The organism is Nocardiopsis deserti (genome assembly GCF_008638355.1).
In the GTDB taxonomy this organism is placed as follows: Bacteria; Actinomycetota; Actinomycetes; order Streptosporangiales; family Streptosporangiaceae; genus Nocardiopsis; species Nocardiopsis alborubida.
The window spans coordinates 83,048-109,290 of the sequence record NZ_VWVS01000016.1; the positions used below are offsets into that span (position 1 = coordinate 83,048).

Consider the following 26,243-nt stretch of genomic DNA (forward strand, 5'->3'; position numbering starts at 1 on the left):
CGACTTCAAGAAACTGACCCGTCAACAGGCGGAGCGCTTCCGGAAGGTGGTCACCACCGAGTTCGCGCCCGACGCGCAAAAAGGAGAGTTCCGTCCCGGTCTGCGGGTCAAGGGTGTGCAGGGCGCCCCGGGGGTCTACGAGATGACCTGGGCTCCCGACGGGCGTGCCACGTGGGAGTACGGCGATGAGCGCTTCCCTGGCAAGCCGCACGTGATCTGGCGCCGGGTGGGCACACACGCCGTCTTCAACCCCGGGCCGCCCTGACCCCGGGGGCCGGACGACGCAGGAACTCCCGTCACGCCCCACTCCCCCGGCGGTGTGCGGCCGGGACCGCACGGCGGAGGCGACACAGCGGAGGCGGCATCACCCTTGTCCACAGGGGGTGGTGCCGCCTCTTCTTTCGCGGTTTCCTGGATACAGGGGGCCCACGGCCTCCAGCAGCATGGGCGTGCCCGCGAACCCGTGCGGCATCAGCGTGCCCGCGATCCGGTCCGGCTCACCCCGGGACTGGAGAGTCACCAGTTCCCCCACGCTCTCAGCCCGACACCGCCGGAGACCCGGTCCGGCGCTCCCGAGTACCGGACCGGATCCCGCTCCCGGCTAGATGTGGACGGCCGGGCCGTCGGTCATCCTGCCCGAGCGCATGAACAGCGACAGCACCGCGGCGACCAGCATGACCGCCGCCGCGATGGTGAAGGCGAACTGTAGGCCCTCCATGAACGCCAGGTTGCTGGCCTCGGTCACGGCCGCCACGACCTCCGGGGTCGCGCCCTCGGGCAGCACCGCGCCGCCCTGGGCCACGACGCTCTGCATGTCCGCCAGCTCCTCGGCGGCGGGTTCGGCCAGCCCCGCCGCGGCGAAGTGGCCGGGCAGGGTGGAGACGATCGTCGCGGACATGACCGCGCCCAGGACCGCCGTGCCGAGGGAGCCGCCCAGCTGCATGGCGGCCTGCTGCACGGCCGAGGCGACACCGGCGTACCGCACGGGCGCGTTGCCGATGATCGCCGCGGTGGCGCCGGTCATGATCAGGCTCAGGCCCATGCCGAGCAGGACGAACCCGGCCGAGATGTAGAGCACGCCCGTGTCGGTCCCCAGGAGCGACAGCATGAACATGCCCGCCGCCGCCAGCAGCAGACCCGCCGTCGTGGGCGGCCGGGCGCCGACCCGGTCCAGGATCCGGCCCGCGATCGGCGAGGTGACCGCCATCAGCGCGGTCATGGAGATGAGCTGGAGGCCCGTCTGGGCGGGGCTCATGCCCCGCACGCCCTGGAGGTAGAACGTGATGAAGAACAGCGACCCCATCAGGCTCAGCGCCATCGCGACCGTCAGGACGGCGCCGATGGAGACCGAGGGGTTGGCGAACAGGCCGAGCGGGAGCAGGGGCTGCTTCGCGCGGCGTTCCCACACGAGGAAGGCCACGGCGAACACCGCCGTGACGGCGAGCGAGCCCAGTGTGACGGGGTGGCCCCAGCCCACGCTGGGCGCCTCCACCAGGGCCCACACCAGGGCGAAGATGGCGATGCTCAGCAGCACGATGCCCGGAACGTCCATCCGGCTCCCGGCGTCGGTCGGCTTGTTGGCGGCCAGCAGCCACAGGCCGAGCCCGAGGGCGACCGCGCCCACCGGGACGTTGATGTAGAAGACGGCCTCCCAGCCGAGGGAGCCGACCAGGACGCCGCCCAGGATGGGGCCGCCCGCCGTGGCGGCGCCGATGAGGCTGCCGAAGACGCCGAAGGCCCGGCCGAGCTTGCTGGGCGGGAAGCTGGCGCGCAGCAGGCCCATCGCCGAGGGCAGGAGCAGCGCCCCGAAAATCCCTTGCAGCACCCGGAAGGCGACGAGCATGATGACACCGGCGGACAGCGCGATCGCGACCGAGCTGAGGACGAAGCCGACCGCGCCCACGAGGTAGGTGTTGCGGTAGCCGAAGCGGTCGCCGATCTTGCCCGCCGTGATCAGGAAGACCGCCAGGCCGAGCAGGTAGCCGTGGGTGACCCACTGGAGCTCGGCCAGCGAGGCGCCCAGGCTCGTGCCGATCGCGGGGTTGGCGACGGCCACGATGGTGCCGTCCAGCGCCACCATCATCACACCGAAGGCGATGGCGACCAGGGTCGCCCAGGGGCTCTCCGTCCAGCGCTGTTTCCGCGCCGCCCCCGGTTCCGGAGCAGCCTTCGGGACGGTCTGTGCGGTCATGGTTCCCCCTGCGTGCCGATGTCGTCGTCCGCATGATTATGTCGGCCGCTGACTCTTTGCAGCAAGTGCGTTTTGTCAGTCGCTGACGTAATCTGTTTCACACGGTATCCTCGTTCGTCAGACCTCGGTCGACAGGGCCGAGACCAGCGGGCAGAGCCAACATGCGGAGGCACGTCCATGAGCACGACGAGTGCCGAACCGGGGGAGCAACTCGGGTTGCGCGAGCGCAAGAAGGCCCGGCTGCGCGAGTCCCTCATGGAGTCGGCGCTGCGCCTGTTCCACGAGAACGGTTACCAGCGGACGACGACAGAGGAGATCGCCTCCTGCGTCGGGGTCTCCCAGCGCACGTTCTTCCGCTACTTCGGCTCCAAGGAGGACGTGGTCCTGGAGGCGGTCGAGGACATCGACGAGCAGTTGTTCGCCGCCCTGCTCGCCCGTCCCGCCGACGAGTCGCCGTTCACCGCGCTGCGCAACGCGATGCTCGACCACTGGGCCTACCTCGAACGCGAGATGCTCCACCTCCAGGGCAGCGCCATGGGGTTGGTGTCCGAGAGCCCCGAACTGATCGAGGTCAACATGCGCTACTGCCACAGCAGGCAGGAGCGGCTGGCCCGGGCGCTGGGCGAGCGCACCGGTGTCGACCCGGCCACAGACCCGCGCCCGGGGGTCCTGGCCTCGGTGTTCCTGTCCGTGCTCAACAGCGGCCACCAGGCGTGGTGCGTGTCCGGCTCCAGTGACGTGGAGGACCTGGTCCAGGCGTTCCTCGAAAGGTTCGACCTGGTGCCCGAGGTGGTCGGCGGCCGCTGGGAGGGCCCGCGAAGCTGAGCGGCTGAGCGGTTGAGCGACTGAGCGGCTACACAGCCTCGCGGGCCCTCCCCTTGGTTCACATGGGAAGCCTCAGCCGTACAGGGCGCACCAGAGGCGCACCCGGTCCCGGGGTTCGTCGAACTCTCCGGCCGAGGTGCTGGTTGTGGTGGAAGTCATCGCTGTGGCGGAAGCTGTGGCCATGGCAGAAGCCGTGAACGCGGCGGAAGGCGGCGCGGCCAACAGGTCACCGACCGGAACCCGTGGCAGCGGAGGCATGTAGGGGCGGACCAGTGCGCCCGCCGTGTGATCCGGGTTCGGGGTAGAACGCCGCGCATCGGGGATCAGGACGCGGCTCAGGAACAGGTCGCTGCCGTAGCGCGGATGCGGGCCGCAGTGCGAAGGCAGGCCGCCGTTCGGGGACGGGTCGCGGTCGCGGCACACAGAACCGTCCAGGCCAGGCCAGCCCAACCCCATGGGCGAAACCCTCAGCGGAGTCCGACCACACCGCCATGGGATGATCCCGTCCACCATGTGTACGGAATTGTCTGTGGAGGTTGGCGATGTTCGCGTTGCCCCTGGATGTGGACGGCGCGGAACTGCGCCCGCTCGAACCCCGGCACGCCGAGGAGTTCCTGGCCAACATCGACCGGGGGCGCGAGTTCATCGGACGCTACATCGCGCTCCCGGACGTCATCGTCGACCTGGAGTCGAGCCGGACCTACCTGCGCTCGTACGCGGAGAAGGCCGCGACCGACACCGGCGGCATCTACGGCATCTGGTCGGGTGAGCGGCTGCTCGGCGGCGTCCTCTTCCGCACGATGGACCTCACGCATGGCACCGCCGAGGCGGGCTGCTGGCTGGAACCGTCAGCCGCGGGACGCGGACTGGTGACCAGGGCCGTGCGGCGGATCATCGACTGGGCCGTCGAGAAGCGGGGCATCCACCGTGTGGAGTGGCACGCCTCGTCGGCGAACGAGGCCAGCATCGCCGTGGCCCGGCGGCTCGGCATGACGCGGGACGGCGTGCTGCGGGAGAGCTACGTCTACCGGGGCGAGCGCCACGACATGGAGGTCTGGTCGGTGCTCGCCCCGGAATGGCGCGCACAGCACCGGTCCTCCTGACACCTGCTGCGCCCGGGACGGCTCAGCGGCAGACCGCCCATCCACCAGCGCGCGGGCGACCGGGGTGCGGGCGACCGGGAGAACCGGGTCCGCCGACCGCCCGCACCGTCAGCGGATGTCGCGACGGTCCAGTACGGCTGAGGCCCCGGCGGTCAGCACCGCCGTGAGGCCGAGGGAGACCGCCGCGACGGCGGCCACGAGACCGGTGGTGACGGTCCCGGCATCCGCGAACATCCCGGTGCCCAGCTGGGTCGCCCGGCTGAGCAGCCCGTACGGGACGGCCACCGCCACGGGTTCGAGCCGGAGCGTCAACAGCAGCACCCCCGTGACCGCCCCCAGCAGCGCCACGGCCACGGGGGCGGCGAAGGACCTCATGAGCATCGACAGTCCGGACTGGAGCGCCGCCACGGGCAGGCACGCCAGCACGATGACGACGCTGACCAGCAGGTACCGGGGCGGCAGCGTCCCGGGCAGCGCGAACATCAGCTTGCCCACGGCGATGACGCCCGCCACCAGCACCGCCTGCATCGCCGCCGCGAGCACCGCGAGCACGACCGTCTTGCCGAGGACCACGTGCAGGCTCGACACCTTCCGGCCCATCAGCGCGTTCCAGTTGCCGCCCTGGTGCTCGACCCGCCACACCAGCGAGGCCAGCACGGCCACGCCGATGGCCAGGGGGAACAGGCCGTAGAAGACCACCACCCGCAACCACAGGGTGTGCCAGTCCTCTTCGAGCGGCTGACCGGAGACGACCGTGTTGGCCGCTCCGGTGAGCACCGCCAGCAGCGGCAGGAGCACCACCACGACCCAGCTCAGGGAACGCTTCAGCTTGAGGAACTCGGCTCGGACCGAACCCATGGCTCAGGCCTCCTGACGGTCGAACAGGCGGGTGACGAGCATGAACAGGAGGCCGACCGCGGCTCCGAGGGCGACCACGCTCAGGTGCGAGGGATCCAGCGAGACCATGCCGGACCCGCGGGCGCCGACGGGCGTGACCAGCGCGTAGTACCCCCACGGAGGCAGGAGGTGAGCCAGCCACGCGGGCGCCCCCGTGCTGGTCAGGGCCACGAACACGCCCAGCACCCCGACGCCCAGTCCCACCAGCTGGTTGCCCACGCGCGCCGACAGCAGGAGGTGGAACGCGAGGAGCACCAGGTTCACGACCACGGCCGCGGCGGTGTAGCCGAGCCACTGCCCGGCCGGGAAGGCCACCGTGATGCCCAGCGCCAGGCCGACCGCCACCACCAGGCCGCTCTGGGCCAGGGTGGCCGCCACCACGACCGCACCGGTGGCCGCGAACTTGGCCCGGCACAGGTGTCCGGGTGTCAGCCCCGAGGTCTGGGAGAGCAGCCAGCCGTTTCCCTGGTGCTCGATGTCCACCTGTCGGCTCGCCAGTACCGCCAGCAGGATGGGCGAGACCAGCGGCACCGCCAGCGCCATACCCCCGAGCAGCCACCGCCAGGGATGTTCGGAGGGGTCGTCCACAGACTCCAGGAAACCCGGGTTGCCCAACGCGGCCGCGCACGACAGCGCGACCACCCCGACCACCATGACGCCCGCGACGGGCGCCACGCGCAGGCGGCGCATCTTGGCGAACTCGTTGGCCACGGCACGGACGATCACAGGCCCTGCCCTCCGGTGAGGTCCATGAACACGTCCTCCAGGGACTGGGCGTCGCGGCGCACGCCGTGGACGGGCACGTGTTCGCCGACGAGGTGGGCCACCACACGTGCCGTGGCCCCGTGGTCGAGTCCGGGCAGGCGCACGGCGCCGCCGTCGCGGACCGCGCCCCACTGGGCGGTGAGGGCACTCGCCCGTCCGGGTTCGGTGGTGTCGATCAGCACGTCGGGGGTGGACCGCGCGAGCAGCTGGTCCCGCGTGCCCTGGAAGAGCATGCGGCCGCCGCTGAGGATGCCGAGCACGGAGGCCGTCCGGTCGATCTCGTCCAGCAGGTGGCTGGAGACCATCACGGTGGTCCCGCGTTCGGCCAGCTCTGTGAGCAGACGACGGATCTCGTCGATACCGGCGGGGTCGAGGCCGTTGGTGGGCTCGTCCAGGATCAGCAGCCGGGGCTCGCGGGCCAGCGCCATCGCGATCCCCAGCCGCTGCTTCATCCCCAGTGAGTAGTCGCGGACGCGTTTGTCTAGGTGGCCCTGGAGGCGCACGGTGCGCACCGCCCGGGCCACCTGGCCGTCGTCCAGGTCCAGCAGCCGCCGCACCAGGCGCATGTTCTCCCCGCCGGTGAGGTGCGCGTACGCGGGCGGGGACTCGATGAGGGAACCGATGCCGCCCAGGAGTTCTCGGCGGGTGGAACGCCGCATGGGACGGCCCATGACGTGGATCTCGCCGCTGGTGGGGCGTACCAGCGACAGGAGCATCTTCATCGTGGTCGACTTGCCCGACCCGTTGGGGCCGAGGAAGCCGTACACGCATCCTTCGGGTACGTGCAGGTCCAGGTCCTCGACGACCGCGCGGTCGCCGTACTTCTTGCCCAAGCCGTGGGTGGTGATCATCGCAGACACGGATCCATCGTGTCCGCCGGGGCTCCGCGGGTCGTCTGGCCGGAGGATGACCTTGCGCGTCCCCCTCCGGGATGACTCCGGCTCCGGTCTGCCCCTCGGGGGGTAGGCGCGTCCCGCCGAAGGTCGGGGACAGCGGCCCTGCGCCCGGCCTCCCGCCGGTTGGCGGCCAGCGGTTCCCGGTCGCGCGGGAACCCGGAGCGCTTCAGGCCCCTCGGACGCCGACCAGGCCGGTCTCGTAGGCGAGCACCACCGCCTGCACCCGGTCGCGCAGGTCGAGCTTGGTCAGGATCCGCCCCACGTGGGTCTTGACCGTGGCCTCGGACACGTGCAGCAGGGCGGCGATCTCGGTGTTGGACAGTCCGCGGGCCACCACCGCGAGCACCTCGCGCTCGCGCGGGGTCAGCACGCCGAGGGACTCGGGAGTGGGCGGGGCGTCGTCGTCGGCGCGCAGGTGGCCGACGAAGCGGTCGAGCAGCCGCCGCGTCGTGCTGGGGGCGACCACCGCGTCGCCGGAGTGGACGGAGCGGATCGCCGACAGCAGCTCCGGGGGCCGGGCGTCCTTGAGCAGGAAACCGCTCGCCCCGGCCTTCAGCGCCGCGTAGGCGTACTCGTCGAGGTCGAAGGTGGTCAGGATCAGCACCCGCGGGCCGCCGTCCGCGGCGCAGACGCGGCGCGTCGCCTCCACGCCGTCCATGCGCGGCATCCGGACGTCCATGAGGACGACGTCGGCCGCCAGGGTCCGCAGCAGTTCCAGCGCGGTGTCGCCGTCACCGGCCTCACCGACCACCTCGATGTCGGGCTGCGCGTCGAGGACCATGCGAAAGCCCGTGCGGACGAGTTCCTGGTCGTCGACGAGCACGACGCGTACGGCGTCCGCCCTCCCGACGCCTCCCGTACCGGTTCCTGTGTCGATGCCCGTCCCACCGGCGTCCGGTGTGCCCACAGGTGTGTTCCCCTTCTGTATCGCTCACGCGGTGACCGGACGCAACGGCAGCGACGCCACCACCTCGTAGCCTCCGCCCGCGCACGGTCCCGCCCGTACGGAGCCGCCGTACACCGCCACCCTCTCGCGCATGCCGATCTGGCCGTGCCCCCGCCCGGGGCGCACGGCCTCCGGCGCGGACACGCCGCGCCCGTCGTCGAGGACCCGCACCTCCAGCGTGTCCTCCCCGTAGCGCAGCCGCACCCGAACGCGCCTGACCTCCGGCCCGGCGTGCTTGAGCGTGTTGGTCAGCGACTCCTGCACCACCCGGTAGACGGCGAGGTCCACTCCCGTCGGCAGCGGGCGCGCCGGTCCCTCCACGGTGGACTCCACCGGCAGTCCGGCACGGCGCACCCGCGCGAACAGCTGTTCCAGCTGCTCGACGCCGGGTCGCGGAGCGTACTCCTCCTCGGCTTCGCCGTCGCGGAGCACCCCGAGCATGCCGCGCATCTCGGCCAGGGCGGTCCGGCCGGTCTCCGAGATGGTCTCCAGCGCGCCCCTGGCCCGCGCAGGGTCGGAGTCGATCGCGAACGCGGCGCCGTCGGCCTGCACCACCATCACGCTCACGTTGTGGGCCACCACGTCATGCAGTTCGCGGGCGATGCGCGCCCGCTCCTCGGCGATCGCCGCCCGGGCACGGGCGTCACGCTCGCGTTCGAGCCACTCCGCGCGCTCCTCCAGGCCGACGAGGTGGCTGCGGCGAACGCTCGTGTAGAGGCCGGTGACCCACAGCAGCATGATGAGGAACGTGTAGACGACGAACACGTTCCAGTCACCCCAGTCAGCGTGGGGCAGGCTCACGAGCATCAGCGCCAGGCCGACCTCGGCGGTGGCCAGCGCGGCCAGCGCCCACCTGAACCGACAGTGCGCGGCCACCGTGTACATGCCGATGAGGACGGCGAAGTCGGCCAGGAGCAGGCCGAAGCCGAAGGCCAGGTGCAGGAGCGCCACCAGGGCGAGGAACGCGAACACGGCCAGCGGGTACCTGCGCCGCAGCGCCAGCGGCAGTACGAGCACGAGCGTGAGGGCGAGGTAGACGGGCAGGGGGACGCCGCCGGAGGAGTCCGGGTCGGCGTGGTTGAGGCTGGCCATGAGGCACAGCAGCAGGAGCGGGGCCGCCTGGATCGCGTCGACGGGGGTTGTGTGCCGCCGCGACCAACGCCGGACTCTGCCGAACATGTGCTTGAGTCTACGTTCCCGGTTCCTGGCCGCCGCTTGCCCGGAGCGCGTTCCTCGGTCCGGCTGCCCGCTCCGGAACGGGGACGTCGCACCCGCGCCACCGCAGAGACGGCACCCGGGAACTCCGACGACGGAGCAGCCCCTTCCGGTGGGACGATGAGCACACGTACCGCCGACGGTTCCACCTCGGCGATCCCACGAACGAAGAAGAGCACATCACCATGCCCGAGAAGTTTCTGCCCAGTACCACGACCGAGCAGGAGGCACGCGACCTGTTCACCCGGCTCGACACGGACCAGGACGGCTCCATCAACATCCACGAGTGGCTGGTGTACGCCGAGCAGGACCTGGGACTCGACCGCATGAGCGCGCTGCACGCCTTCGCCCTCGACGTCGACACCGACCACGACCTGCTCATCAGCCAGGATGAGTTCGTCCGGATCGGCACGCAGGGGGCCTGAGGGCCCCGACGCCCCGTGCCGACCCTGCGTACCGGGCGCGCGCCGGTCCCGGACCGGGCTGCCTTCGACGAAAGCCGGTGAGGGGAACCGATCAAGGCCCGTCGGCCCGGTCCTCCCCCCCGCCATGGGAGGCCCGTCGGTTCCTCCATTCGGGGGAGACGCGCGGAACGGTCGACAGGAGCGTGCGGAGGGTTCCCACCGTTCGCCCACGGACGGTGGACCCCGTACAGAGCCGTCTGGGTGGAGAACCCCCGTGCCCCTTGCCCGAAGCGCCGCGCTGGTCGCGGCCTCCGGACTGTTGCTCACCGCCGTGGCCGCCCCCGCCCGGAACCGGAGTGGCAGCTGTGCTCCGACGTCGCCGAGGGGTGGGACGAGAGCGACGACCGCACCCTGTGCGCCACCGTTCCGGTGCCCCTCGGCCGTCCCAGGAGCCGGTCCGGCCTCCCCTGTTCGTGGACCCGGTGTGTTGGCGTCGGAGTCGCCGGGTGTGCGCCTGTCCCGTGCGCACGGGATCTGAGGCCCCGGGGTCGTGCGCCCTCCCGTGTCCGGGGTGTGGGGAGGGAGGGCGCACGGCGTTCCCGGGTGGGCGTCAGCGGTCGACCGCCTCCGGGTGGGCGGCGGCCCTGACCGCCTCGCGCGCCTGTTCGGCGCTGGAGGCCGCGACCGCCAGGTCGGCCAGTCTGCGGCAGTCGCTGTGGGTGTGCAGGGCCAGCGCGTGGCGCACGGCGGGCAGCGCGGGCGCGGACATCGACAGGCTGGTCGCGCCCAGCCCCACCAGCACCAGGGCCAGCAGCGGGTCGGCGGCGGCCTCGCCGCACACCCCCACCGGACGTCCCGACCGCTCCCCCGCGCCGCCCACGGTGCCCACCAGCTGGAGCAGCGCGGGCTGCCAGGGGTCGAGCAGGTCGGGCAGCGCGCCGAGGGTCCGGTCGGTGGCCATGGTGTACTGCGCCAGGTCGTTGGTGCCGATCGACACGAAGTCCACCCGCGACAGCAGCCGGTCGGCGAGCAGCGCCGCGCCGGGTACCTCGATCATCACGCCGACCTGGTCGAGCCCGGCCTCGCGGGCGAGGGAGACGAACTCCGCCGCCTCGTCGGGCGTGGACACCATCGGCGCCATCACCCGGACCTTGGCGGAGGTCTCCCGGCAGGCGGCGGCGATGGCCGTGAGCTGGTCGGTGATCAGGCCGGGGTGCACACGCGAGGTCCGGAAGCCCCGTACGCCGAGCGCGGGGTTGTCCTCGTGACCGGTCTGCGCGAAGGCCAGGGGCTTGTCCGAGCCCGCGTCCAGGGTCCGCACCGTGACCGTGCGCCCGGCGAACGCCTGGAACAGGGCCGTGTAGGAGGCGGTCTGCTCCTCGACGGTGGGCGGGTCGGAGCGCTCCAGGAAGAGGAACTCGGTGCGCAGCAGCCCCACGCCCTCGCTGTCGTGGGCACCGGCCTTGCCGGGGTCCCCCTCCCCGACGTTGAGCAGCAGCGCGACCGGGACGTCGTCGGCGGTCCGGCCCGGGCCGGTGGATCCGGCCAGCAGGGCGCGTCGCCGTTCGGCGCGTTCGCGCATGCGCTCGGCGAGCCCCTCGTCGGGCTCGACCTCGACCGTCCCGGCGTCACCGTCCACCGCCACCGGCGTCGCGTCCCGCAGTTCGGCGGCCCCCGCGCAGCCGACCACGGCCGGGATGCCGAGCGACCGGGCCAGGATGACCGTGTGACTGGTGGGTCCGCCGTAACGCGTGACGATGGCGAGCACGCGCTCGACGTCGAGCTGGACGGTGTCGGCGGGCGCGAGGTCGTCGGCGACCAGCACGTGGGGGACGCCGGGGTCGGGCAGTCCGGGCATCGGCAGGCCCAGGAGCACGGCGGTCGCGCGGTCCCGGATGTCGGCGAGGTCGGCGGCGCGTTCGGCGAGGTAGCCCCCCGCCGCCTGGAGCAGCTCCTGGTAGGCGCCGCAGGCCGCGTGGACGGCCCATGCCGCGGGGTCCCCGGCCTCGGTGCGCTCCGCGGCGCGGCGCGCGAGCTCGGGGTCGCGGGCCATGAGCGCCTGGGCGCTCAGCACGGCCGCCGCCTCGCCCTGGAGGTCGGCGGCCTGGCTGTCGAGCAGGTCGGCCACCTGTTCCAGGGCCTGACGCGCCCGGGCGGCCTCCTCCCCCGCGTCGACGACGGTGGGCCGCTGGTCGGGCAGGGACGGCGGTGGGGCCATCCGCGCCACCGGGCCGACTGCGGCCCCCGGGCTGGCGGGGATACCCGTCAGCCGGGTGTCACCGGCTGCGGCGGGGAGGGGTTCGGTCTTCGCCATGGTCGCTCCGTACGTCGGGAAGGGCCGGGGGTGGTGTGGCCGGGGCCCGTCAGGGTTCGTGCCCCGCCGGAGCGCCCCGTCCCCGGGCACGGGGAACGCGGGCGCCACCGTGCCGACGGGGGCGCGGGCCGGAAGGCCCGCGGCCGGAGGTCGGCCGTGGAGGGCGGTGGAGATGACGGGCGGGTCGCGTGTCCGGCAGAAGTTCTGTGTATCCAGGAAACCGCAGGAAGGCGGGCGGCGGTAGCCCCTGTGGACAACCGGGCAGGCCCCGCGGCCGCCCTCTCCCCAGTCCACGAGACCGCGGGGAGGGGCGGGGTGCGAAAGCCCTGCGGACGGCTCGGGAACCGGGTCCCGGGGCCGCTCCCCTAGCCGGGAGAGCCCGGGTGGCTCCGAAGGCCGTCCCGGTCCGGGGCGCCGCGGAGGGCCGGGCGGTCAGTCCCTGTGGACGACCCGCGTGGCCGGGGCCGTACACTCCCCGGCCGCACACGCGAAGCCCTCCGCCGCTGTCCCCGAACGGCCGCACGCCCACGCACCCGGGGCCGCCACCGCGCCCTACGGCTGGATGGTCACCTTGATCGCGGTGCCCGAGGCCACCGTCTCGATGGCCTTGTGCACGTCGGACAGGGACATCCGCTCGGTGATCAGGTCGGCCACCGGCACGGCGCCGGAGGAGATCAGCTCCAGGGCGCGGCGGTTGTGCTCGGGGCTGGAGCCGTTGGCGCCGAAGATCGAGATCTCCCGGTAGTGCACGGCGTTGGAGTCCAGCTGGATGATCGGCGCGTCCTTGGGCAGGCCGCCGAAGAAGCTGACCCGGCCGCTGCGCGAGACCATGCGCAGCGCGTCCTCCTGGGCGCGCCCGGAGGCGGCGGCGGTGATGACCACGTCGGCGCCCCGGCCGTCGGTCAGGCGGAGCACCTCCTCCACGGCGTCGGTCTCGGCGCCGCAGACCGCGGCGTCGGGCTGGACGATGTCGGCGGACATGTCCAGGCGTCCCCGGTTGATGTCCACCAGGTAGACCTTCGCGGCGCCGCGGGCACGGGCCAGCCGGACGTGCAGGCAGCCGATCGGCCCTGCGCCCATGACCACGACCGTGTCGCCCTCGCCGACCCCGGCGATCTCCTGACCGTTGAGCACACAGGCCAGCGGCTCGGCGACGGAGGCCTCGGCCAGGTCGATGTTGTCGGGGACGCGGTTGACCCCGTCCACGGCCAGGACCGACTCGGGGATGATCATGTACTCGGCGAAGCCGCCGTCGTAGTGGTAGCCCATGGACTCCTGGCGCGAGCACACGGTGAACCGGCCGTCGGAGCACTCCGCGCAGGTGCCGCAGGGGATGGCGGCGATGACCTGGACGCGGTCGCCCTCGGCCCAGCCGGTGACGCCCTCGCCCACCTCGACGATCCGCCCGGCGATCTCGTGGCCGATCACGCGGGGCGGACGGATGTGGTGGTGTCCGTGCCGGGAGATCTTCACGTCCGTGCCGCACGTGGAGCAGTTGACGACGGCGATCTTGAGCTGTCCGGGTCCGGCGGTCGGCTCGGGGGCCTGCTCCAGTCGGATGTCACCGGGGGCGTAGAAGCGGGCGACGAGCATGTTCGGGCCTTTCTGGTGGGCCCGCCGGCCCTGGGGCAGGGGACCGGCGGGTGGTTCGGTTGGGCTCAGCCGTCCTGGAGCGGGCCGAGCAGTTCGAGGACGTCGGACGTGGTGCTGGCGGAGCGCAGGCGCGCCGCCTTCTCCGGGTCGGTGAGGATCCCCGCCAGCGAGGACAGCACACCCAGGTGCTCGTCTCCGGAGGCGGCGATGCCGATGGCCACGTGGACGGTGGGACCGCCCCAGTCGACCCCGTCGGGGAACTGGACCACGGCCAGCGCGGTGCGCTTGACCAGGGACCGCGAGGCGTCCGTGCCGTGCGGGATGGCCACGCCCTCGCCGACGAAGGTGGGGATGGAGGCCTCCCGCTCGTGCATGGCGGGCACGTAGCCGGGTTCGACGGCGCCCAGTTCGACGAGCAGGGCGCCGCACTGGTCGATGGCGTCGGCCCGGTCGGCGGCCTTGCGGCCCAGCCGCACGGCCTCCTCGGTCAGCGCCAGATCACTCGGCAAGGGTGCTCCCGTTCTTCACGGCCTGCTCCAGGCGCGCGAACGCCGGGTCGCCCAGGAACATCTGGAAACTGATCACGACGGTGCCGGGCACCCGGGTCCGGGCCCGGTCGACCAGCCCGACGTGGCACAGGACCACGTCGGCGCCCTCGGGGATCCGGTCGACCGGGGAGTGCTCGACGGTCACGCCGTGCGGGGACAGGGTCTTGCTCAGCTGCGAGGTGAGCAGCACGCTGCTGCCCATGCCCGCGTCGCAGGCGACGACGACCTTCTTGATGGCGGAGCCCTCGATACTGCTCATCAGCTGTTCTCCTGGTTCTGGGCGGCTTCCTGCTGGGCTTTCTCCTCACGCTCGACCTTGCGCTCGGACCGGCCGAAGCCGAGCAGGAACGAGGCGATGACGAAGGAGACGATGGTGGCGGCGACGACCCCGGCCAGGACCGACAGGTGGCCCCCCGGCGGGGTGACCGCCATGATCGCGATGATGCTGCCGGGGGAGGCGGCGGAGATGAGCCCGGCGTCCAGGATCATGAAGGTCGCGACGCCGGACATGCCGCCGCCGATCGCGGCGAGGATCAGCTTGGGCTGGGCGAGGATGTACGGGAAGTAGATCTCGTGGATCCCGCCGAAGAAGTGGATGACGGCGGCGCCGGGCGCGGTGGCGCGGCTGACCTTGGAGCCGAAGAACATCAGGGCCAGCAGGATGCCCAGGCCCGGGCCGGGGTTCGACTCGATGAGGAACTCGATGGCGCGGCCGTCGGTGAGCGCGCGGGCCGTACCCAGCGGGGTGAAGACGCCGTGGTTGATGGCGTTGTTGAGGAACAGCACCTTGGCGGGCTCGACGATGACCGAGACCAGCGGCAGCAGGCTCAGGTCGATGAGGAACTGCACGCCCGCGCCCAGGCCCCCGGCGATGCGCTCCACCACCGGGCCGACCGCGTAGACGCCCAGGGCCGCCAGGAGCGCCGCGAGGATGCCGGCGCTGAAGTTGTTGACCAGCATCTCGAAGCCGGCCTTGATGCGCGGCTGGACGACCCGGTCGAAGTGCTTCATGAGGTAGGCCGCGAACGGCCCCATGAACATCGCGCCCAGGAACATCGGGATGTCCGCGGAGACGATCACGCCCATGGTCGCGGCCGCGCCGACCACGCCACCGCGCCTGTCGTGCACCAGCGCGCCGCCGGTGTAGGCGATCAGCAGCGGCAGCAGGTACTTGATCATCGGGTCGACGAGCGCGGCCATCTGTTCGTTGGGCCACCACCCGTCGGGGATGAACAGGGCGGTGATCAGGCCCCAGGCGATGAACGCGCCGATGTTGGGCATCACCATGCTCGACAGGAAGCCTCCGAAGCGCTGTACTCCGGAGCGCACCGAGGCGAGTCTGTCCGTGCTCTGCTGTGTGGTCATGGGGGACCTCCTGGGAGGTGCGACGGGCGGGCAGCCCGCCGATGAGATGGGGAGGGGAAGTGGGTGGGCGCGGGGCGTCCGGGGCGGGGCGGTCCCGGACGGTGGAACCGCCCCGCTCGGTGTCCCGCTCTGGTCAGACCACCTGGACCCGGGGTCCGGCGGCCTCCAGTTCGTCGGCGAGACCGCTGGCGAGACCGGTGTCGGTGATGACCAGGTCGAGGTCCTCGACCGCGGCGAAGCGGGCGAAGTGGTCGTTGCCGACCTTGGTGTGGTCGGCGAGCAGGACGCAGCGGCGGGCCGAGGCGATCATGGTCCGCTTGACCTCCGCCTCCGCGGGGTCGGGGGTGGTGAGCCCGCGTTCGGTGGAGATGCCGTTGGCCGCGATGAAGGCGACGTCGACGTAGGACTCGGCGAGGGAGCGCAGCGCCCAGGCGTCGACGGTGGCCTGTGTGCGGGTACGCAGGCGTCCGCCGAGCAGCATGAGGTTGATATGAGTACGTGGGGCGAGTGTGAGGGCGATGGACAGGGAGTTGGTGACGACGGTGAGTTCGCGGTCGGAGGGCAGCTGCTCGGCGAGGCGTCCGGTGGTGGACCCGGCGTCGAGCAGGATGGCGCCCTCCTCCGGGAGCTCGGCCAGGGCCGCCTTGGCGATGCGCTCCTTCTCCTGCGTCATGACGGAGTCGCGCACATTGAGGGCGGGCTCGAAGCCCAGCCGCTCGACGGGGATCGCGCCACCGTGGACCCTGCGCAGGACCCCGTGGCGTTCGAGTGCCGTGAGGTCGCGCCGGATGGTCTCGTAGGTGACGTCGAACTCCGCGGCAAGCCCCGTGACGTCGACCCGGCCGTCCCGCCGGGCGCGTTCGAGGATCGCCTTCTGGCGCTCTTCCGCGTACATGTTGGATCACCTGTGTTTCGGTGTGGTTTTCTGTGAGTTTAGTGGTGTTGCCTGGGACACACAAGAGGTACCTTGAACCAATATCCCAGCAACACCGCTCGACGCGAAGCCCCGCGCTCCGCCCGAACCCACCAGGAGCGTTTCCTCCCCCTCGACTGCACCCGCGCACCCGGACACCGGTGACGCGAGCCCCCTCCGCCCGTGACCGACAGTGGCCAAAACCGGAAACCAGGACACAACAGCATTGACACACGCAGGTAAACACACATAATCAAAGGTAGTCCCACATCCGGACCGGGCCGGGCGCAGCCACCTCGAAAAGAGCACCCATGATCCTGACCCTCACCCCCAACCCGAGCGTGGACCACACCCTGGAGGTCAGCCACCTGACCCGCGGTGAGGTCCTGCGCGTGGGCTCCACCCGCGCGCAGGCGGGCGGCAAGGGCGTCAACGTCTCCCGCGCGCTGCGCCGCGCCGGCGTGCCCACCAGGGCGGTCCTGCCCGTGGGCGGCGGCGGAGGCGCCGAGCTGACCACACTGCTCGGAGACCTGCCCTGCGTCGCCGTCCCCATCGAGGGCGAGACCCGGGGCAACATCGCCGTCACCGAGGACGACGGCACCACCACCAAGCTCAACGCACCCGGCCCCGTGCTCTCCCCCGGGGAGACCGACGCCCTGCTCGCCGCCCTGGAGGGCGAACTGGGCCGGGGACCCGCGTGGGTGGTGGCCAGCGGCAGCCTTCCCTCCGGCACCCCCGACGACCTGTACGTGCGCGTCGCCGAACTGGCCGCCTCCCACGGGGTCCCCCTGGCCCTGGACACCTCCGGCAAGCCCCTGGAGTCGGCGGCCCGCGCGGGGTCGGTGTCCCTGCTCAAGCCCAACCACGAGGAGCTGGCCGAGCTGATCGGCCGGGAACTGCCCACCGTGGGCGCGGTCACCGACGCCGCCCGCGAGGTCCTGGGGTGGGGCAACGGCTCCGCGCTGGTGACGCTGGGGGGCCACGGTGCGATACTCGTGGATCCCGAGCACACCTGGTGGGCGCGCGGTCCCCGGGTCCGCACGCGCAGCACGGTGGGCGCGGGCGACTGCTCCCTGGCCGGGTTCCTGGGCGCGGACGGCTCCCCCGAGGACCGGCTGCGGCACGCCGTGGCGTGGGGGACGGCCGCGGTCTCCCTGCCCGGAACCACCGTCCCCTCCCCCGACGACGTGGCCACCGACGCGATCAGCGTGGTGGCCGACCCCGACCCGCAGCGGCCGGTCGACACGCTCTGACCCGGGCCTCCTCGCCCACCCGACGATCTCCCGACGACTTCTTCGAGGACTGACATGCCCCAGCGCACCGTAGCCATCGCCTCCCAGCTCGGCCTGCACGCCCGCCCCGCCAGCCTGTTCGTCCAGGCCGTCAACGGCTCCGGCCTGCCGGTCAAGGTCGCCCGGGAGGGCCAGGACCCCGTGGACGCGCGCAGCGTGCTCGCGGTGATGGCGCTGGGCGTCAAGCACGGCGAGACGGTCACCCTGTCCTGCGAGGAGCAGGAGAACGCGGACAAGGTCCTGGACGAGCTGGTGGAGATGCTGTCCCGGGAACTCGACGCCTGATCCAGGCTCCGCCCGGCCCCCGTCCGGACACGGGCCGTCCCCGTCCGGGGGCGGCCCCGACGGGGCACGGGTCCGCCCTGCCCTGGTCTTCGGGGACGGCCGGGGCTACCTTGCTGCCATGGACACCTCACGTGACGACACCGTCATCGGCCCCTCGGGGATCTGCAGGCGGGGGCAGCACGACTGGAAGCACGATCCCCCCGGGGCGAAGCGGCAGATCTGCACCCGGTGCCGGTCCATGTCCACGACGAACTACTGCGACTGCGCCGAGTGCGCGTCCGGCGGCGCGGAGGTCTGAGCCCCGTGGGGCCGGGCCGCACGGAGCCGGGCCCACCGGATCGGCCACCCCACCGCCCCGGGCCCGCGGGGCGACCGCGGAGAGCTCTCCGCGAGACCTCCGCGGCGGTCCGTCCCGGCCCCGGGCGGGAAGCGCGGCGCCCGGCCGCGGCGGTGACCCGCCCACGCCTTCCGGTCTAGACAGTGTTTTTTGGGACCTCCGCTTCGCTTCGGCCCGTGTTCGGGCGCCCGAAGCACGGGAACCTTCGGTGTCTCCGGCGGGTTCGCTCGTTCCTCACGAACCCGCCTCCACCACCTCCAGAACCCCGTGGGCGCCCGAACCAATCCCCCAGCTGAGACCGGTTCGAAAAACAGACCCTAGTCCTCCCTCCGCGCAACGCGGTGGACCTTGTGCTGCGCGGCCTGCGCGCGCGGGCGCACCACGAGCAGGTCGATGTTCACGTGCGGGGGCCGCGTGACCGCCCACACGATGGTGTCGGCGACGTCCCCGGCGGTCAGCGGGTCGGGCACACCGGCGTAGACGGCGTCGGCGGCGCCGGAGTCCCCGCGCATCCGGTTGAGGGCGAACTCCTCGGTCCTGACCATGCCCGGCGCGACCTCCAGCACGCGCACCGGCTCCCCGCACAGCTCCAGGCGCAGCGTGGCGGCCAGGGAGTGCGCGCCGTGCTTGGCGGCCACGTACCCGCCGCCGCCCTCGTAGGCCACGTGGCCCGCCGTGGAGGAGACGACCAGCACGGTGCCGTCCCCGCTGGCGATCAGCTTGGGCAGCAGGGCCTGGGTCATGTTGAGCACGCCGATGACGTTGACCTCGTACATGGCGCGCCAGTCGGCGGGGGCGGCCTCGGCGACGGTCTCGGTGCCGACGGCGCCGCCCGCGTTGTTGACCAGGACCTCGCACGAGGCCAGGGAGTCGGCGAAGGCGTCGACGGCCGCCCCGTCGGTGACGTCGAGGACGTGGGCGCGGGCACTGCGGCCCTCCGCGGCCAGTTCCTTCGCCAGCGCCTCGATCCGGTCGGCGCGGCGGGCGACCAGGACCACGTCGTAGCCCTCCTCGGCGAGGCCGCGCGCGGTGGCGGCCCCGATCCCGCTGCTGGCTCCGGTGACGACGGCGGTCGCTGACATGGTGGTTCCTCCTGGAAGTCGCTGTCGCGCCGAGCGTATCCGGTGGCCGTGCCCGGACCGTGGGGAGGAGGGGCCGCCCGGCCGCCCGGGTTCCAGCGGTGGCCGCGACGCCCCGGCCCGGGGGTGTCACCCACGCACGGACCCGTACGGACCGGACACCGCGCGGGTCCGTCTTTCGCCGCGCCCCCTCGCCACACGAGAGCCGGTCGACCGGGCGGGACGCGTCCCGTGCTTCTATGAGGGGTGCTCGCCGCCCCGACGCGTGTCGGAAGCGGCGCGCACCATGTCGGCGGACACGAGGAGGGGCGGACCGGTTGCGGGGTATCGAGATCCGGGAGCTGGAGTGCTTCCTCGTCCTGACCGAGGAGCTGCACCCCGGACACGCCGCGGTGCGGCTGGGCGTGCCCGCGGACACGGTGGACCGGCTGCTGCGCGCCCTGGAGGACCGGATCGGCGCCCCCCTCCTGGACCGCACGGGCCCGCGCCTGTGCCTCACCCCGTTCGGCGAGGAGTTCCTCGACGCCCTGCGGCCCGCCTACCAGAACCTGGCGGCGGTGGTGGACGGCGCGCGCGACCGCGCCCACGGCGGGCCGTCCCTGGTCCGCCTCGGATTCCGGGGGAGGGTGCACGGACCGGTGGCCGAGGCGGTGCGCGCCTTCGAGGAGCGCGAGCCCGGCACACGGGTGCGGATCGTGGAGACGGCGCACTCGGACCCCTTCAGCCCGCTGCGCGAGGGTGAGGTCGACGCCGCCGTCGTCCTGCTGCCGGTGCGCGAACGCGACCTGGTCGTGGGAGCGGTCTTCTCCCGGCAGCCGCAGCGGCTCGCGCTGCCCGCCGACCACCCCCTCGCCTCACGCCCCGGCGTCGGGGTCGAGGACATGGCCCGGGTCTCGCTCATCCCGGTCCGGCGGACCCCCGACCACTGGCTGCGCGTCCACGCCCCCACCCTCACCCCTCTGGGCAGGACCATCCACCACGAGACCGGCGTGGACACCCTGCGGGAGGGGTTCTCCCAGGTCGCGGCGGGACGGGGGGCCATGCTGCTGAGCGGGGACGTGGCGGACCACGCCGACCGGGACGAACTCGTCCTCGTCCCGGTCAACGGCCTGCCGGAGTCCTCCCTCGGCCTGGTGTGGCCGCGCGGGGACCGGCATCCGAGCGTGCCGGTCCTGGCCGCCGCGCTCGCCGAGACCCTGGGCTAGCGGCTGACCGGGTCTGTCGCCAGCGTGACACACGAGGCCCTGACCTGGGATGATCTTGTACCCATAGCCAATGTCGGCGCTCGAACCTCGCGATAAGTACAAGGTCACGCTGAGGGGGCGCGGGCCCGTCGTCGCGGCCCGGGCCGCCTCACTCCTGCTCGTGGTGGGCCCGGTGCTTCTTCTTGGGGACGTCGCGCATGTCGACGTAGGGCTCCTCGTCCACCGGCTGGCCGCCGGAGATGGCGCGTCCGCGTTCGATCTCGGCGTTGAACTCCTCACCGAGCAGGATCGCGATGTTGGTGATCCACAGCCACACCAGGAAGACGATCACCGTCGCCATGGTCCCGTAGGTCTTGTTGTAGGACGCGAAGTTGGCGACGTAGAAGGCGAAGGCGGCCGAGGCGAGCAGCCAGAGCACGACCGCCAGCACGCTCCCCGGGCTGACCCAGCGGAACCCGCGCTTGGCGTTGGGCGAGGCCCAGTACAGGAGCGCGATCATGAACACCACGATGAACAGCAGCACCGGCCACTTCGCGATGTTCCACACCGTCACCACGGTCGAGCCCAGGCCCAGCAGCTGCCCGACCCAGGCCGCGGCGCTGCCGGTGAGGGCGACGCCGACCACCGTCAGGGACAGCAGGACGACCATCAACAGGGTGACGCCCACGCGGATCGGCAGCGTCTTCCAGATGGGCCGCCCCTCGGGCACGTCGTAGACGACGTTGGAGGCGCGCATGAAGGCCGCGATGTAGCCGGAGGCCGACCACAGGGCGATCGCCAGGCTGACCAGACCGAACACGCCCGCGGCCGCCTGGTTGCCCTGGAGGTTCTCGATGGCCGTCGTCACCAGCCCCGCGGCGTCGGCGGGCATGGTGGCGGAGATGTTCTCGGTCAGGGTCCGTGTCGCGGAGGGCCCCGCCAGGCCGAGCAGCGACACCAGCACGAGCAGCGCCGGGAAGAGCGACAGGATCGCGTAGTAGGTGAGTCCGGCGGCCAGGTCGGCCAGCGAGTCCTCCTTGAACTCGCCGACGGTCCGGCGCAGCGACGCCCACCACGACGACGCCGACATGTCGGTCGGTTTCTCGGCCTCCTCCGGAGAGGAACGGCCGTCGTAGGTGTCCGAGGAGTTGCGTCCCACCATCTTCCCACTCCTTCCCTCACCGGTCCCGGGGCCCGGGGCCCGGGGCCCTGGAGGAGGCGGGGCGAGGGGCCCTCGGCCCCTCGCCCCGCCGCGCGTCCCCGCCGCGCGGACACACCCGGGCGGCGCCCCTGCCCGGAGGCGTTCCTCCGGGCAGGGGTGAGGCTCAGGAACCGCGCATCTCGTCCTTCGCGGACACGGCCTCGTGGCGGGCCTGCTCGCCCGTGGTCTGCACGGCCTCCGAGGCGCTGCCCTTGAGGTGCTCCCCCGCGGTCCGCGCGGACTCCACCGCCTGCTCCTTCACGTGGGCGGCCGACTCCGCGACCGCCTGGCGGGCCGGTTCGATCGCGTCGGCGTGCTCGCCCACCCGGCGGGCCGCACGCTGCTCCGCGCGGCTCTCGGAGAGGACGGACGCGGCCAGGAGACCGGCCCCGAAGGCGATCAGCCCCGCGGCGACGGGGTTGCCCCGGGTCTGGTGCACGGCCCGCTCCGGCAGCGACCTCGCCATGCCGACCGCCTGGTCGGTGGTGTGCCGGATCCCCTCGGCCGCCTCTCCGGACGAGGGGGCCGAACCCATGATCCGATCCTTCAGGTCCCGCGTGCCGTGCCGGACCTTGCGGGTGCGCCGGTGCACGACGTTGCGCGGGTTGGCGTGGTCCACCAGGCGGTCGGTGTCGTGGGTCAGCTCCGAGCGGGTCCGCTCGATGTCCTGCCTTATCTGGTCGGGTGTTTCGCCCATTGCGCGTCCTCCTTGAGGGTCTCGATGGTGCGTTCCGGTTTCGGAGAGACCTCGCGCATGCGGTTGCGGCCGACGACGGCCAAGGCAGCGCCGACGATCGCCCACACCACCGCCACGACCAGCGCGGCCCAGCCCAGGCCGATGAGCTCCGCCAGGCCGAACACCACCGCGAGGCTGAGCAGCAGCAGGGCCAGGTATCCGGCCACCGCGGCCCCGCTCAGCAGGCCCGCGGCCTTGCCGGTCTTGACCGCCTCCTCGCGCATCTCGGCCTTGGCCAGCGCGAGTTCCTGGCGGAACAGCGTCTGCAGGTCTCCGGTCACCGCGCCGAGGAGTTCGGAGAAGGAGTGCTCCTCCTCGCCTGTCTCCCGCCGTGCTCCGGGAATGGTCGCCATGTCAGCCCCCTCAGAACGTGCGTCCCCGCGGCCCCGGATCCGGCGGTGGCGGACCGATGTCCTCCGGACGGGGTGTGACGGGCGGACGGGAGGACGCGGCCCCCTCGTCCTGGTCGGTCTCGCTCATACGCGGTGCGGGCGGACGGACCTGCTCACCGGCGGGGAGCGCCTCGGGGCTGCTGTCACCGGCCCCCTCCCTGCCCGCGGAGATGTCGGACGAGGCCTTGAGGACGCGCCCGAGCGCGAACCCGGCGATGGCGGCACCGGCCAGGAAGGCGACGGGCCTGCGGCGCGCGAAGCTCCTGGCCTCCTCCACCAGACCTTCCATTCCGCGTTCGTCCAGGAAGTCGGCGGCCCCGCGGCCGCTGTGGGCGATCTGGCGCACGGCACCGCTCACCGGGGAGCCCTCTTCCCCGCTGTCCGCCATGGACGACAGTTCCTCGGACCACTGGCGCAGGTTCTGCGACGTGCGCCGGGTCTGCTCCTGGGCTTCCTCACGCAGGCGGGTCTGGACGTCGTCGGCGACGTGTCGGGCCTCGGACCGGGCCTCGTCCGCCAGGGAGCGCGCCTGGTCCCCCGCCGTGGAGGCGACCTCGCCCGCCGCCCCTCGGGCGGTGTCGGTCAGGCGGCCGCCCGTACCCCCGAGTCCGCCTCTTCCCTCATGTGAGTGCATCGCCAAGCCTCCTTGGAGTCGGCCTGTTGCTCGGTTGGCACCGCGACTACCCCGGGTCCAGCCGGTCATGCACACCGGAACGCCGCACTTCACACAAACCGTCGTTCCAGGTCGCTGGGGTGCGGACCGGACTCCGCGGTCCGCTTCGTGCCTCGTGCGGCGGTCGGCCGCAGCGTCGCCGCCGGGCTCGGGGGACCCGGGCGGCCGCGTCACCGCGGGGAGCGGGGAATCCGGTCGGCCGCAGCGGGGATCGGGGAGCGGGGATCCGGACGGTCGCCGCGCTGTCGCGCCGTCACCGGGTTCTGGGAAACCGGACGGCCCCCGCGTCACGGCCGGGTCCGGGAAAAGCCGTGGCCGCTCCGGGACGCGCGTGCTAGCTTGGGCGGAATTTCCCTCCGGAACCGCGAATTACCCCGTCATCACGGGGCTCATCGGAACCGCGACGTTCCTCGACCAGGAAAACGCCCATGCCCGTGGAGAGAACCCCAGAATCGTCATTGTTCCTGCGCTACACCTCGTTCGCCCTTCTCGGTGCTTCGGCCGATTTCCTTTTCGGCGCGGTTTTCGTCACGGTTCTGCTGGGGCGCGGGGCGGACCCGTGGCTGCTGGGACTGATGCTCGGCTCCACGAACCTGGTGGCCCTGCTGGTGGAGGCCCTCAGCGGTGCGCTCGGTGACCGCTACGGCCACCGCAGGCTGCTGGCGGCGGGACTCACCGTGTGGGGCGCGGGCTTCGTGCTGATGGGGTACGCGGACGGGCTCGCGCTGACCCTCGCGTCCATGTACCTGTGGGCGGTCGGCTTCCACCTTCAGTCGGGGACGCTGGTCGCGCTCGTGGTCAACCGGATCGGTGACCGCGACCGCCCGGCGCGGATCGCGCGGACGGTGCGGTTCGGCCAGGTGGCGGGGAACAGCGGCGCGGTGCTGGGAGCGGCCTCGGTGATGGCGGCGGGCACCTGGCTGTCCGCGGACGCCCTGGTGCTGGTGAGCGGGGTGATGCTGGTGGCGCTGGCGTTGCTGGCACCGGTGTGCTTTCCCCGCTCCCCCGGCCAACCGGGGCGTCCGCTCACCGCGATCGTCCGGGAGTCGGCCTTACTGGTGGTGAGCAGGCGTTTCGTGCCGCTGGTGGCCCTGACCGCGGCGTCGGTCTCGGGGCTGGCCGCCCTCGTCCTCTCCTGGCAGCCGATGCTCGCGGCCGAGCACGGCACGGACGTGCGGCTCAACGGCCTGGTGCTGCTGGTGATGATGGCGGCCATGGCGGCGGGTTCGGCGTGTTCGCGGTTCGTGGGACGCGACCGGCCCCACGTGTGGGGACCCGTCTTCGCGGCGTCCTCGGGCCTGCCCCTGGTGCTGGCTGCGCACGGGGCCGTGCCGTTGGTGGCGGGGTTGGTGGCGGCGGAGTTCCTGCTCGGGTTGGCCGTGGTGCTGTCGCACGTGTGGCAGCAGACGATGTTCTCCGACGCCAACCGCAACACCATGTCCGCGATGCTGGGGATGGTGGGCAACGCGGTCAGGATGCTGACCGTGCTGTCGTTCGGGTGGCTGTGGGAGCTGTTCGGGCTGGACTGGACGGTGACGGCGGTGGCCGGGTTCGGGGTGGCCGCGGCTCTGGCGACCGTCCTGCTGTCCCGACGCTTCCCGGAGTCGGTGCGGTTCGTCGAGGGTGAGGAGGAGGGCTCTCCGGACGAGCCGGAACTGGACGGGAGGGGCGGATAGCGGGAGAAAGGGGCAAGCGGCGGACGGGCCGGGCGGACAGCGGGCAGGCGGGCAGGCGGGGGACGCGCCGTTCAGGTGCCTTTCCCGGCGGGTCGGAAGCGGGAAAGAACCCTCCCTTTTCGACCGCCCCGGGGAATTCCCGTGTCCCATGTCACAGAAACCATCGGGTGAACGGTGATACCGCGTTTCGGGGCGGGTGCGGTCGAACTCCGGAAAACGCGCGTCGGTAGCATTCCCTGGACTTGGGAGGCGCGGTCCGACCAGCGGTCCGCTCGCGGGTTCCACGGAGCGGTCGGGCCCTGGCCGGAACCGCCGGGAACGGGGTGCCGCCGCGCCTTCGCCGGACCGGCCGAGGACGGGGAGAGGAACCATGAGCCTGGCAGAGCTTCTGCGGGAGCGTCCGATCGTGCAGGCGCCCATGGCGGGCGGGGCCGCCACACCCGCGCTGGTGGCGGCGGTGACGGGAGCGGGCGGAACGGGTTTCCTCGCGGCCGGGTACCTGACCCCCGACACCCTCGCCGACCAGGTCAGGGCGGTGCGGGACGCCGGGGTCGGCGCGTTCGGAGTGAACGTGTTCGTGCCGGGGCCTCCCTCCGATCCGAACGTGGCGGCGTCCTACCTGCCTGATCTGGAGTCCGAGGCCGATCGGTACGGGACGCCGGTCGGCGCTCCGGTGCACGACGACGACGCGTGGGCGGCCAAGGTCGACCTGCTGGCGGAGGCGGCCGTGCCGGTGGTGAGCTTCACCTTCGGCTGCCCGGACGCCGCCGTCCTGGAGCGGCTGCGCGCGGCGGGCAGCGCCACGGTGGTCACCGTGACCACGGTCGGGGAGGCACGCGAGGCCGTGGCGCGCGGAGCCGACGGGGTGTGCGCGCAGGGCACGGAGGCCGGGGGCCACCGTGGCGCGTTCGACCCGGTCGGGAGCGGCGGTCTGCCGCTGCGGGAGCTGTTGGCGGACGTGGTCGGCGCGGTGGACGTCCCGGTGATCGCCGCCGGGGGGATCATGACCGGGGCCGACGTGGCCGAGGTCCTGGACGCCGGTGCGGCCGCCGCGCAGCTGGGCACGGCGTTCCTGCGCTGCCCCGAGAGCGGCGCCAACCCGGTCCACAAGGCCGCACTGGCCGATCCCGCTTACACGGAGACGGCTGTGACGTGGGCTTTCACCGGGCGTCCGGCCCGGGGGCTGGCCAACAGGTTCATCGCCGAGCATCCGCGGACGCCCTCCGCCTACCCCGAGATCCACCACATGACGAAGCCGCTGCGCGCGGCGGCCGCCCGGGCGGGCGACCCCGGCGGGATGGCGCTGTGGGCGGGAGAGGGTTTCCGGGCGGCCGGTGACGATCCCGCGGCGCTGGTCGTGGAGCGGCTGCGCCGCGAGGCCGCGGAGGCGGGCCGGAAGGTCTGAGCCCGCCG

At 72.6% G+C, this 26,243-nt stretch carries 27 protein-coding genes; 10 read left to right on the plus strand and 17 right to left on the minus strand.

All coding sequences use genetic code 11. The annotated features are described in order from the left end of the window. The first annotated feature begins 46 nt into the window (after positions 1-46). Entirely contained in the window at positions 47-265 is a 219-nt protein-coding gene (locus FYW99_RS21810; protein ID WP_150253906.1) for a hypothetical protein, read from the plus strand. 336 nt (positions 266-601) lie between these two features. Here FYW99_RS21810 and FYW99_RS21815 read toward each other — a convergent pair whose 3' ends face one another. After that, a complete protein-coding gene (locus tag FYW99_RS21815; protein ID WP_150253907.1) occupies positions 602-2,191 on the minus strand; it encodes a DHA2 family efflux MFS transporter permease subunit in 1,590 nt (529 codons plus the stop codon). Positions 2,192-2,368: 177 nt separating this feature from the next. On the opposite strand from FYW99_RS21815, the gene FYW99_RS21820 reads away from it, so the two are divergent. Both FYW99_RS21820 and FYW99_RS21830 read left to right on the plus strand, forming a co-directional pair. Next, on the plus strand, positions 2,369-3,016 hold the full coding sequence (locus tag FYW99_RS21820; RefSeq protein WP_150253908.1) for a TetR/AcrR family transcriptional regulator: 648 nt from the start codon (positions 2,369-2,371) through the stop codon (positions 3,014-3,016). A gap of 542 nt (positions 3,017-3,558) precedes the next feature. Next, the gene (locus tag FYW99_RS21830; RefSeq protein WP_150253910.1) at positions 3,559-4,119 is read left to right on the plus strand and encodes a GNAT family N-acetyltransferase; all 561 of its coding nucleotides are present in this window, start codon (positions 3,559-3,561) and stop codon (positions 4,117-4,119) included. A 108-nt stretch (positions 4,120-4,227) separates the two neighbouring features. On the opposite strand, the gene FYW99_RS21835 is transcribed toward FYW99_RS21830, so the two are convergent. The 5 genes from FYW99_RS21835 to FYW99_RS21855 form a co-directional block, all read right to left on the minus strand. Beyond that, entirely contained in the window at positions 4,228-4,977 is a 750-nt protein-coding gene (locus FYW99_RS21835) for an ABC transporter permease (protein ID WP_150253911.1), read from the minus strand. A 3-nt stretch (positions 4,978-4,980) separates the two neighbouring features. Next, complete coding sequence (locus FYW99_RS21840; RefSeq protein WP_317847006.1) at positions 4,981-5,727, minus strand: ABC transporter permease; 747 nt, start codon at positions 5,725-5,727, stop codon at positions 4,981-4,983. An 11-nt stretch (positions 5,728-5,738) separates the two neighbouring features. Continuing rightward, positions 5,739-6,641 carry an ABC transporter ATP-binding protein gene (locus FYW99_RS21845; RefSeq protein WP_150253913.1) on the minus strand — a complete coding sequence of 301 codons (903 nt, stop codon included), beginning with the start codon at positions 6,639-6,641 and terminating at the stop codon, positions 5,739-5,741. Between the two features lie 202 nt (positions 6,642-6,843). Next, positions 6,844-7,458, minus strand: coding sequence for a response regulator (locus tag FYW99_RS21850; RefSeq protein WP_394350373.1), 615 nt, complete (start codon positions 7,456-7,458; stop codon positions 6,844-6,846). 150 nt (positions 7,459-7,608) lie between these two features. Then, positions 7,609-8,802: a sensor histidine kinase gene (locus FYW99_RS21855; RefSeq protein ID WP_150253914.1), complete on the minus strand. Its 1,194-nt coding sequence runs from the start codon at positions 8,800-8,802 to the stop codon at positions 7,609-7,611. Positions 8,803-9,023: 221 nt separating this feature from the next. Here FYW99_RS21855 and FYW99_RS21860 point away from each other — a divergent pair, with 221 nt between their 5' ends. Continuing rightward, positions 9,024-9,263 (plus strand): EF-hand domain-containing protein, encoded by a 240-nt coding sequence (locus FYW99_RS21860; RefSeq protein WP_223839376.1) that lies wholly within the window; start codon positions 9,024-9,026, stop codon positions 9,261-9,263. A gap of 589 nt (positions 9,264-9,852) precedes the next feature. Here the strand turns inward: FYW99_RS21860 and ptsP are convergent. The 6 genes from ptsP to FYW99_RS21895 form a co-directional block, all read right to left on the minus strand. Beyond that, positions 9,853-11,556, minus strand: a complete 1,704-nt coding sequence (ptsP, locus tag FYW99_RS21870; RefSeq protein WP_150253915.1) for a phosphoenolpyruvate--protein phosphotransferase — start codon at positions 11,554-11,556, stop codon at positions 9,853-9,855. A gap of 552 nt (positions 11,557-12,108) precedes the next feature. Further along, positions 12,109-13,149 (minus strand): zinc-dependent dehydrogenase, encoded by a 1,041-nt coding sequence (locus FYW99_RS21875; RefSeq protein ID WP_150253916.1) that lies wholly within the window; start codon positions 13,147-13,149, stop codon positions 12,109-12,111. A 65-nt stretch (positions 13,150-13,214) separates the two neighbouring features. Then, positions 13,215-13,658, minus strand: a complete 444-nt coding sequence (locus FYW99_RS21880; RefSeq protein ID WP_150253917.1) for a PTS sugar transporter subunit IIA — start codon at positions 13,656-13,658, stop codon at positions 13,215-13,217. After that, positions 13,648-13,956, minus strand: coding sequence for a PTS sugar transporter subunit IIB (locus FYW99_RS21885; RefSeq protein WP_061080716.1), 309 nt, complete (start codon positions 13,954-13,956; stop codon positions 13,648-13,650). The genes FYW99_RS21880 and FYW99_RS21885 overlap by 11 nt, the downstream gene beginning before the upstream one ends. After that, positions 13,956-15,062 carry a PTS mannitol transporter subunit IICB gene (mtlA, locus tag FYW99_RS21890; RefSeq protein WP_150253918.1) on the minus strand — a complete coding sequence of 369 codons (1,107 nt, stop codon included), beginning with the start codon at positions 15,060-15,062 and terminating at the stop codon, positions 13,956-13,958. Before mtlA ends, FYW99_RS21885 begins: the two co-directional genes overlap by 1 nt. A 133-nt stretch (positions 15,063-15,195) precedes the next feature. Beyond that, complete coding sequence (locus tag FYW99_RS21895; protein WP_061080699.1) at positions 15,196-15,957, minus strand: DeoR/GlpR family DNA-binding transcription regulator; 762 nt, start codon at positions 15,955-15,957, stop codon at positions 15,196-15,198. Between the two features lie 329 nt (positions 15,958-16,286). Between FYW99_RS21895 and pfkB the strand changes: the two genes are divergently transcribed. The 3 genes from pfkB (at position 16,287) to FYW99_RS21910 (ending at position 17,850) form a co-directional block, all read left to right on the plus strand. Next, entirely contained in the window at positions 16,287-17,228 is a 942-nt protein-coding gene (gene pfkB, locus FYW99_RS21900; RefSeq protein WP_150253919.1) for a 1-phosphofructokinase, read from the plus strand. Between the two features lie 54 nt (positions 17,229-17,282). Next, positions 17,283-17,552 (plus strand): HPr family phosphocarrier protein, encoded by a 270-nt coding sequence (locus FYW99_RS21905; RefSeq protein WP_061080697.1) that lies wholly within the window; start codon positions 17,283-17,285, stop codon positions 17,550-17,552. A 118-nt stretch (positions 17,553-17,670) separates the two neighbouring features. Next, a complete protein-coding gene (locus FYW99_RS21910; RefSeq protein WP_150253920.1) occupies positions 17,671-17,850 on the plus strand; it encodes a hypothetical protein in 180 nt (59 codons plus the stop codon). A 356-nt stretch (positions 17,851-18,206) separates the two neighbouring features. Here FYW99_RS21910 and FYW99_RS21915 read toward each other — a convergent pair whose 3' ends face one another. After that, positions 18,207-18,971, minus strand: a complete 765-nt coding sequence (locus FYW99_RS21915) for an SDR family NAD(P)-dependent oxidoreductase (protein ID WP_150253921.1) — start codon at positions 18,969-18,971, stop codon at positions 18,207-18,209. A 314-nt stretch (positions 18,972-19,285) separates the two neighbouring features. Between FYW99_RS21915 and FYW99_RS21920 the strand changes: the two genes are divergently transcribed. Further along, entirely contained in the window at positions 19,286-20,173 is an 888-nt protein-coding gene (locus FYW99_RS21920; RefSeq protein WP_150253922.1) for a LysR family transcriptional regulator, read from the plus strand. Positions 20,174-20,321: 148 nt separating this feature from the next. Here FYW99_RS21920 and FYW99_RS21925 read toward each other — a convergent pair whose 3' ends face one another. The 4 genes from FYW99_RS21925 to FYW99_RS21940 form a co-directional block, all read right to left on the minus strand. Beyond that, positions 20,322-21,314: a YihY/virulence factor BrkB family protein gene (locus tag FYW99_RS21925; RefSeq protein ID WP_150253923.1), complete on the minus strand. Its 993-nt coding sequence runs from the start codon at positions 21,312-21,314 to the stop codon at positions 20,322-20,324. A gap of 163 nt (positions 21,315-21,477) precedes the next feature. Then, positions 21,478-22,050, minus strand: a complete 573-nt coding sequence (locus tag FYW99_RS21930) for a DUF3618 domain-containing protein (protein ID WP_150253924.1) — start codon at positions 22,048-22,050, stop codon at positions 21,478-21,480. Then, on the minus strand, positions 22,026-22,442 hold the full coding sequence (locus FYW99_RS21935) for a phage holin family protein (protein WP_150253925.1): 417 nt from the start codon (positions 22,440-22,442) through the stop codon (positions 22,026-22,028). The genes FYW99_RS21930 and FYW99_RS21935 overlap by 25 nt, the downstream gene beginning before the upstream one ends. 10 nt (positions 22,443-22,452) lie before the next feature. Beyond that, on the minus strand, positions 22,453-23,115 hold the full coding sequence (locus FYW99_RS21940) for a hypothetical protein (RefSeq protein WP_150253926.1): 663 nt from the start codon (positions 23,113-23,115) through the stop codon (positions 22,453-22,455). Between the two features lie 467 nt (positions 23,116-23,582). Here FYW99_RS21940 and FYW99_RS21945 point away from each other — a divergent pair, with 467 nt between their 5' ends. Both FYW99_RS21945 and FYW99_RS21950 read left to right on the plus strand, forming a co-directional pair. Continuing rightward, positions 23,583-24,830, plus strand: a complete 1,248-nt coding sequence (locus FYW99_RS21945; protein ID WP_150253927.1) for an MFS transporter — start codon at positions 23,583-23,585, stop codon at positions 24,828-24,830. Positions 24,831-25,200: 370 nt separating this feature from the next. After that, positions 25,201-26,235: an NAD(P)H-dependent flavin oxidoreductase gene (locus FYW99_RS21950; protein WP_150253928.1), complete on the plus strand. Its 1,035-nt coding sequence runs from the start codon at positions 25,201-25,203 to the stop codon at positions 26,233-26,235. Positions 26,236-26,243 lie beyond the last annotated feature (8 nt).

What these genes read in the sequence shown, in the direction of transcription:
- ptsP (WP_150253915.1), bottom strand. Translation starts at nt 11,556, where the DNA reads ATGGCGAAGACCGAACCCCTCCCCGCCGCAGCCGGTGACACCCGGCTG.
- FYW99_RS21945 (WP_150253927.1), top strand. Translation starts at nt 23,583, where the DNA reads ATGCCCGTGGAGAGAACCCCAGAATCGTCATTGTTCCTGCGCTACACC.
- mtlA (WP_150253918.1), bottom strand. Translation starts at nt 15,062, where the DNA reads ATGACCACACAGCAGAGCACGGACAGACTCGCCTCGGTGCGCTCCGGA.
- FYW99_RS21940 (WP_150253926.1), bottom strand. Translation starts at nt 23,115, where the DNA reads ATGCACTCACATGAGGGAAGAGGCGGACTCGGGGGTACGGGCGGCCGC.
- FYW99_RS21935 (WP_150253925.1), bottom strand. Translation starts at nt 22,442, where the DNA reads ATGGCGACCATTCCCGGAGCACGGCGGGAGACAGGCGAGGAGGAGCAC.
- FYW99_RS21815 (WP_150253907.1), bottom strand. Translation starts at nt 2,191, where the DNA reads ATGACCGCACAGACCGTCCCGAAGGCTGCTCCGGAACCGGGGGCGGCG.
- FYW99_RS21905 (WP_061080697.1), top strand. Translation starts at nt 17,283, where the DNA reads ATGCCCCAGCGCACCGTAGCCATCGCCTCCCAGCTCGGCCTGCACGCC.
- FYW99_RS21925 (WP_150253923.1), bottom strand. Translation starts at nt 21,314, where the DNA reads ATGGTGGGACGCAACTCCTCGGACACCTACGACGGCCGTTCCTCTCCG.
- pfkB (WP_150253919.1), top strand. Translation starts at nt 16,287, where the DNA reads ATGATCCTGACCCTCACCCCCAACCCGAGCGTGGACCACACCCTGGAG.
- FYW99_RS21895 (WP_061080699.1), bottom strand. Translation starts at nt 15,957, where the DNA reads ATGTACGCGGAAGAGCGCCAGAAGGCGATCCTCGAACGCGCCCGGCGG.
- FYW99_RS21835 (WP_150253911.1), bottom strand. Translation starts at nt 4,977, where the DNA reads ATGGGTTCGGTCCGAGCCGAGTTCCTCAAGCTGAAGCGTTCCCTGAGC.
- FYW99_RS21830 (WP_150253910.1), top strand. Translation starts at nt 3,559, where the DNA reads ATGTTCGCGTTGCCCCTGGATGTGGACGGCGCGGAACTGCGCCCGCTC.
- FYW99_RS21820 (WP_150253908.1), top strand. Translation starts at nt 2,369, where the DNA reads ATGAGCACGACGAGTGCCGAACCGGGGGAGCAACTCGGGTTGCGCGAG.
- FYW99_RS21910 (WP_150253920.1), top strand. Translation starts at nt 17,671, where the DNA reads ATGGACACCTCACGTGACGACACCGTCATCGGCCCCTCGGGGATCTGC.
- FYW99_RS21885 (WP_061080716.1), bottom strand. Translation starts at nt 13,956, where the DNA reads ATGAGCAGTATCGAGGGCTCCGCCATCAAGAAGGTCGTCGTCGCCTGC.
- FYW99_RS21930 (WP_150253924.1), bottom strand. Translation starts at nt 22,050, where the DNA reads ATGGGCGAAACACCCGACCAGATAAGGCAGGACATCGAGCGGACCCGC.
- FYW99_RS21860 (WP_223839376.1), top strand. Translation starts at nt 9,024, where the DNA reads ATGCCCGAGAAGTTTCTGCCCAGTACCACGACCGAGCAGGAGGCACGC.
- FYW99_RS21875 (WP_150253916.1), bottom strand. Translation starts at nt 13,149, where the DNA reads ATGCTCGTCGCCCGCTTCTACGCCCCCGGTGACATCCGACTGGAGCAG.
- FYW99_RS21915 (WP_150253921.1), bottom strand. Translation starts at nt 18,971, where the DNA reads ATGTCAGCGACCGCCGTCGTCACCGGAGCCAGCAGCGGGATCGGGGCC.
- FYW99_RS21850 (WP_394350373.1), bottom strand. Translation starts at nt 7,458, where the DNA reads ATGGTCCTCGACGCGCAGCCCGACATCGAGGTGGTCGGTGAGGCCGGT.
- FYW99_RS21855 (WP_150253914.1), bottom strand. Translation starts at nt 8,802, where the DNA reads ATGTTCGGCAGAGTCCGGCGTTGGTCGCGGCGGCACACAACCCCCGTC.
- FYW99_RS21950 (WP_150253928.1), top strand. Translation starts at nt 25,201, where the DNA reads ATGAGCCTGGCAGAGCTTCTGCGGGAGCGTCCGATCGTGCAGGCGCCC.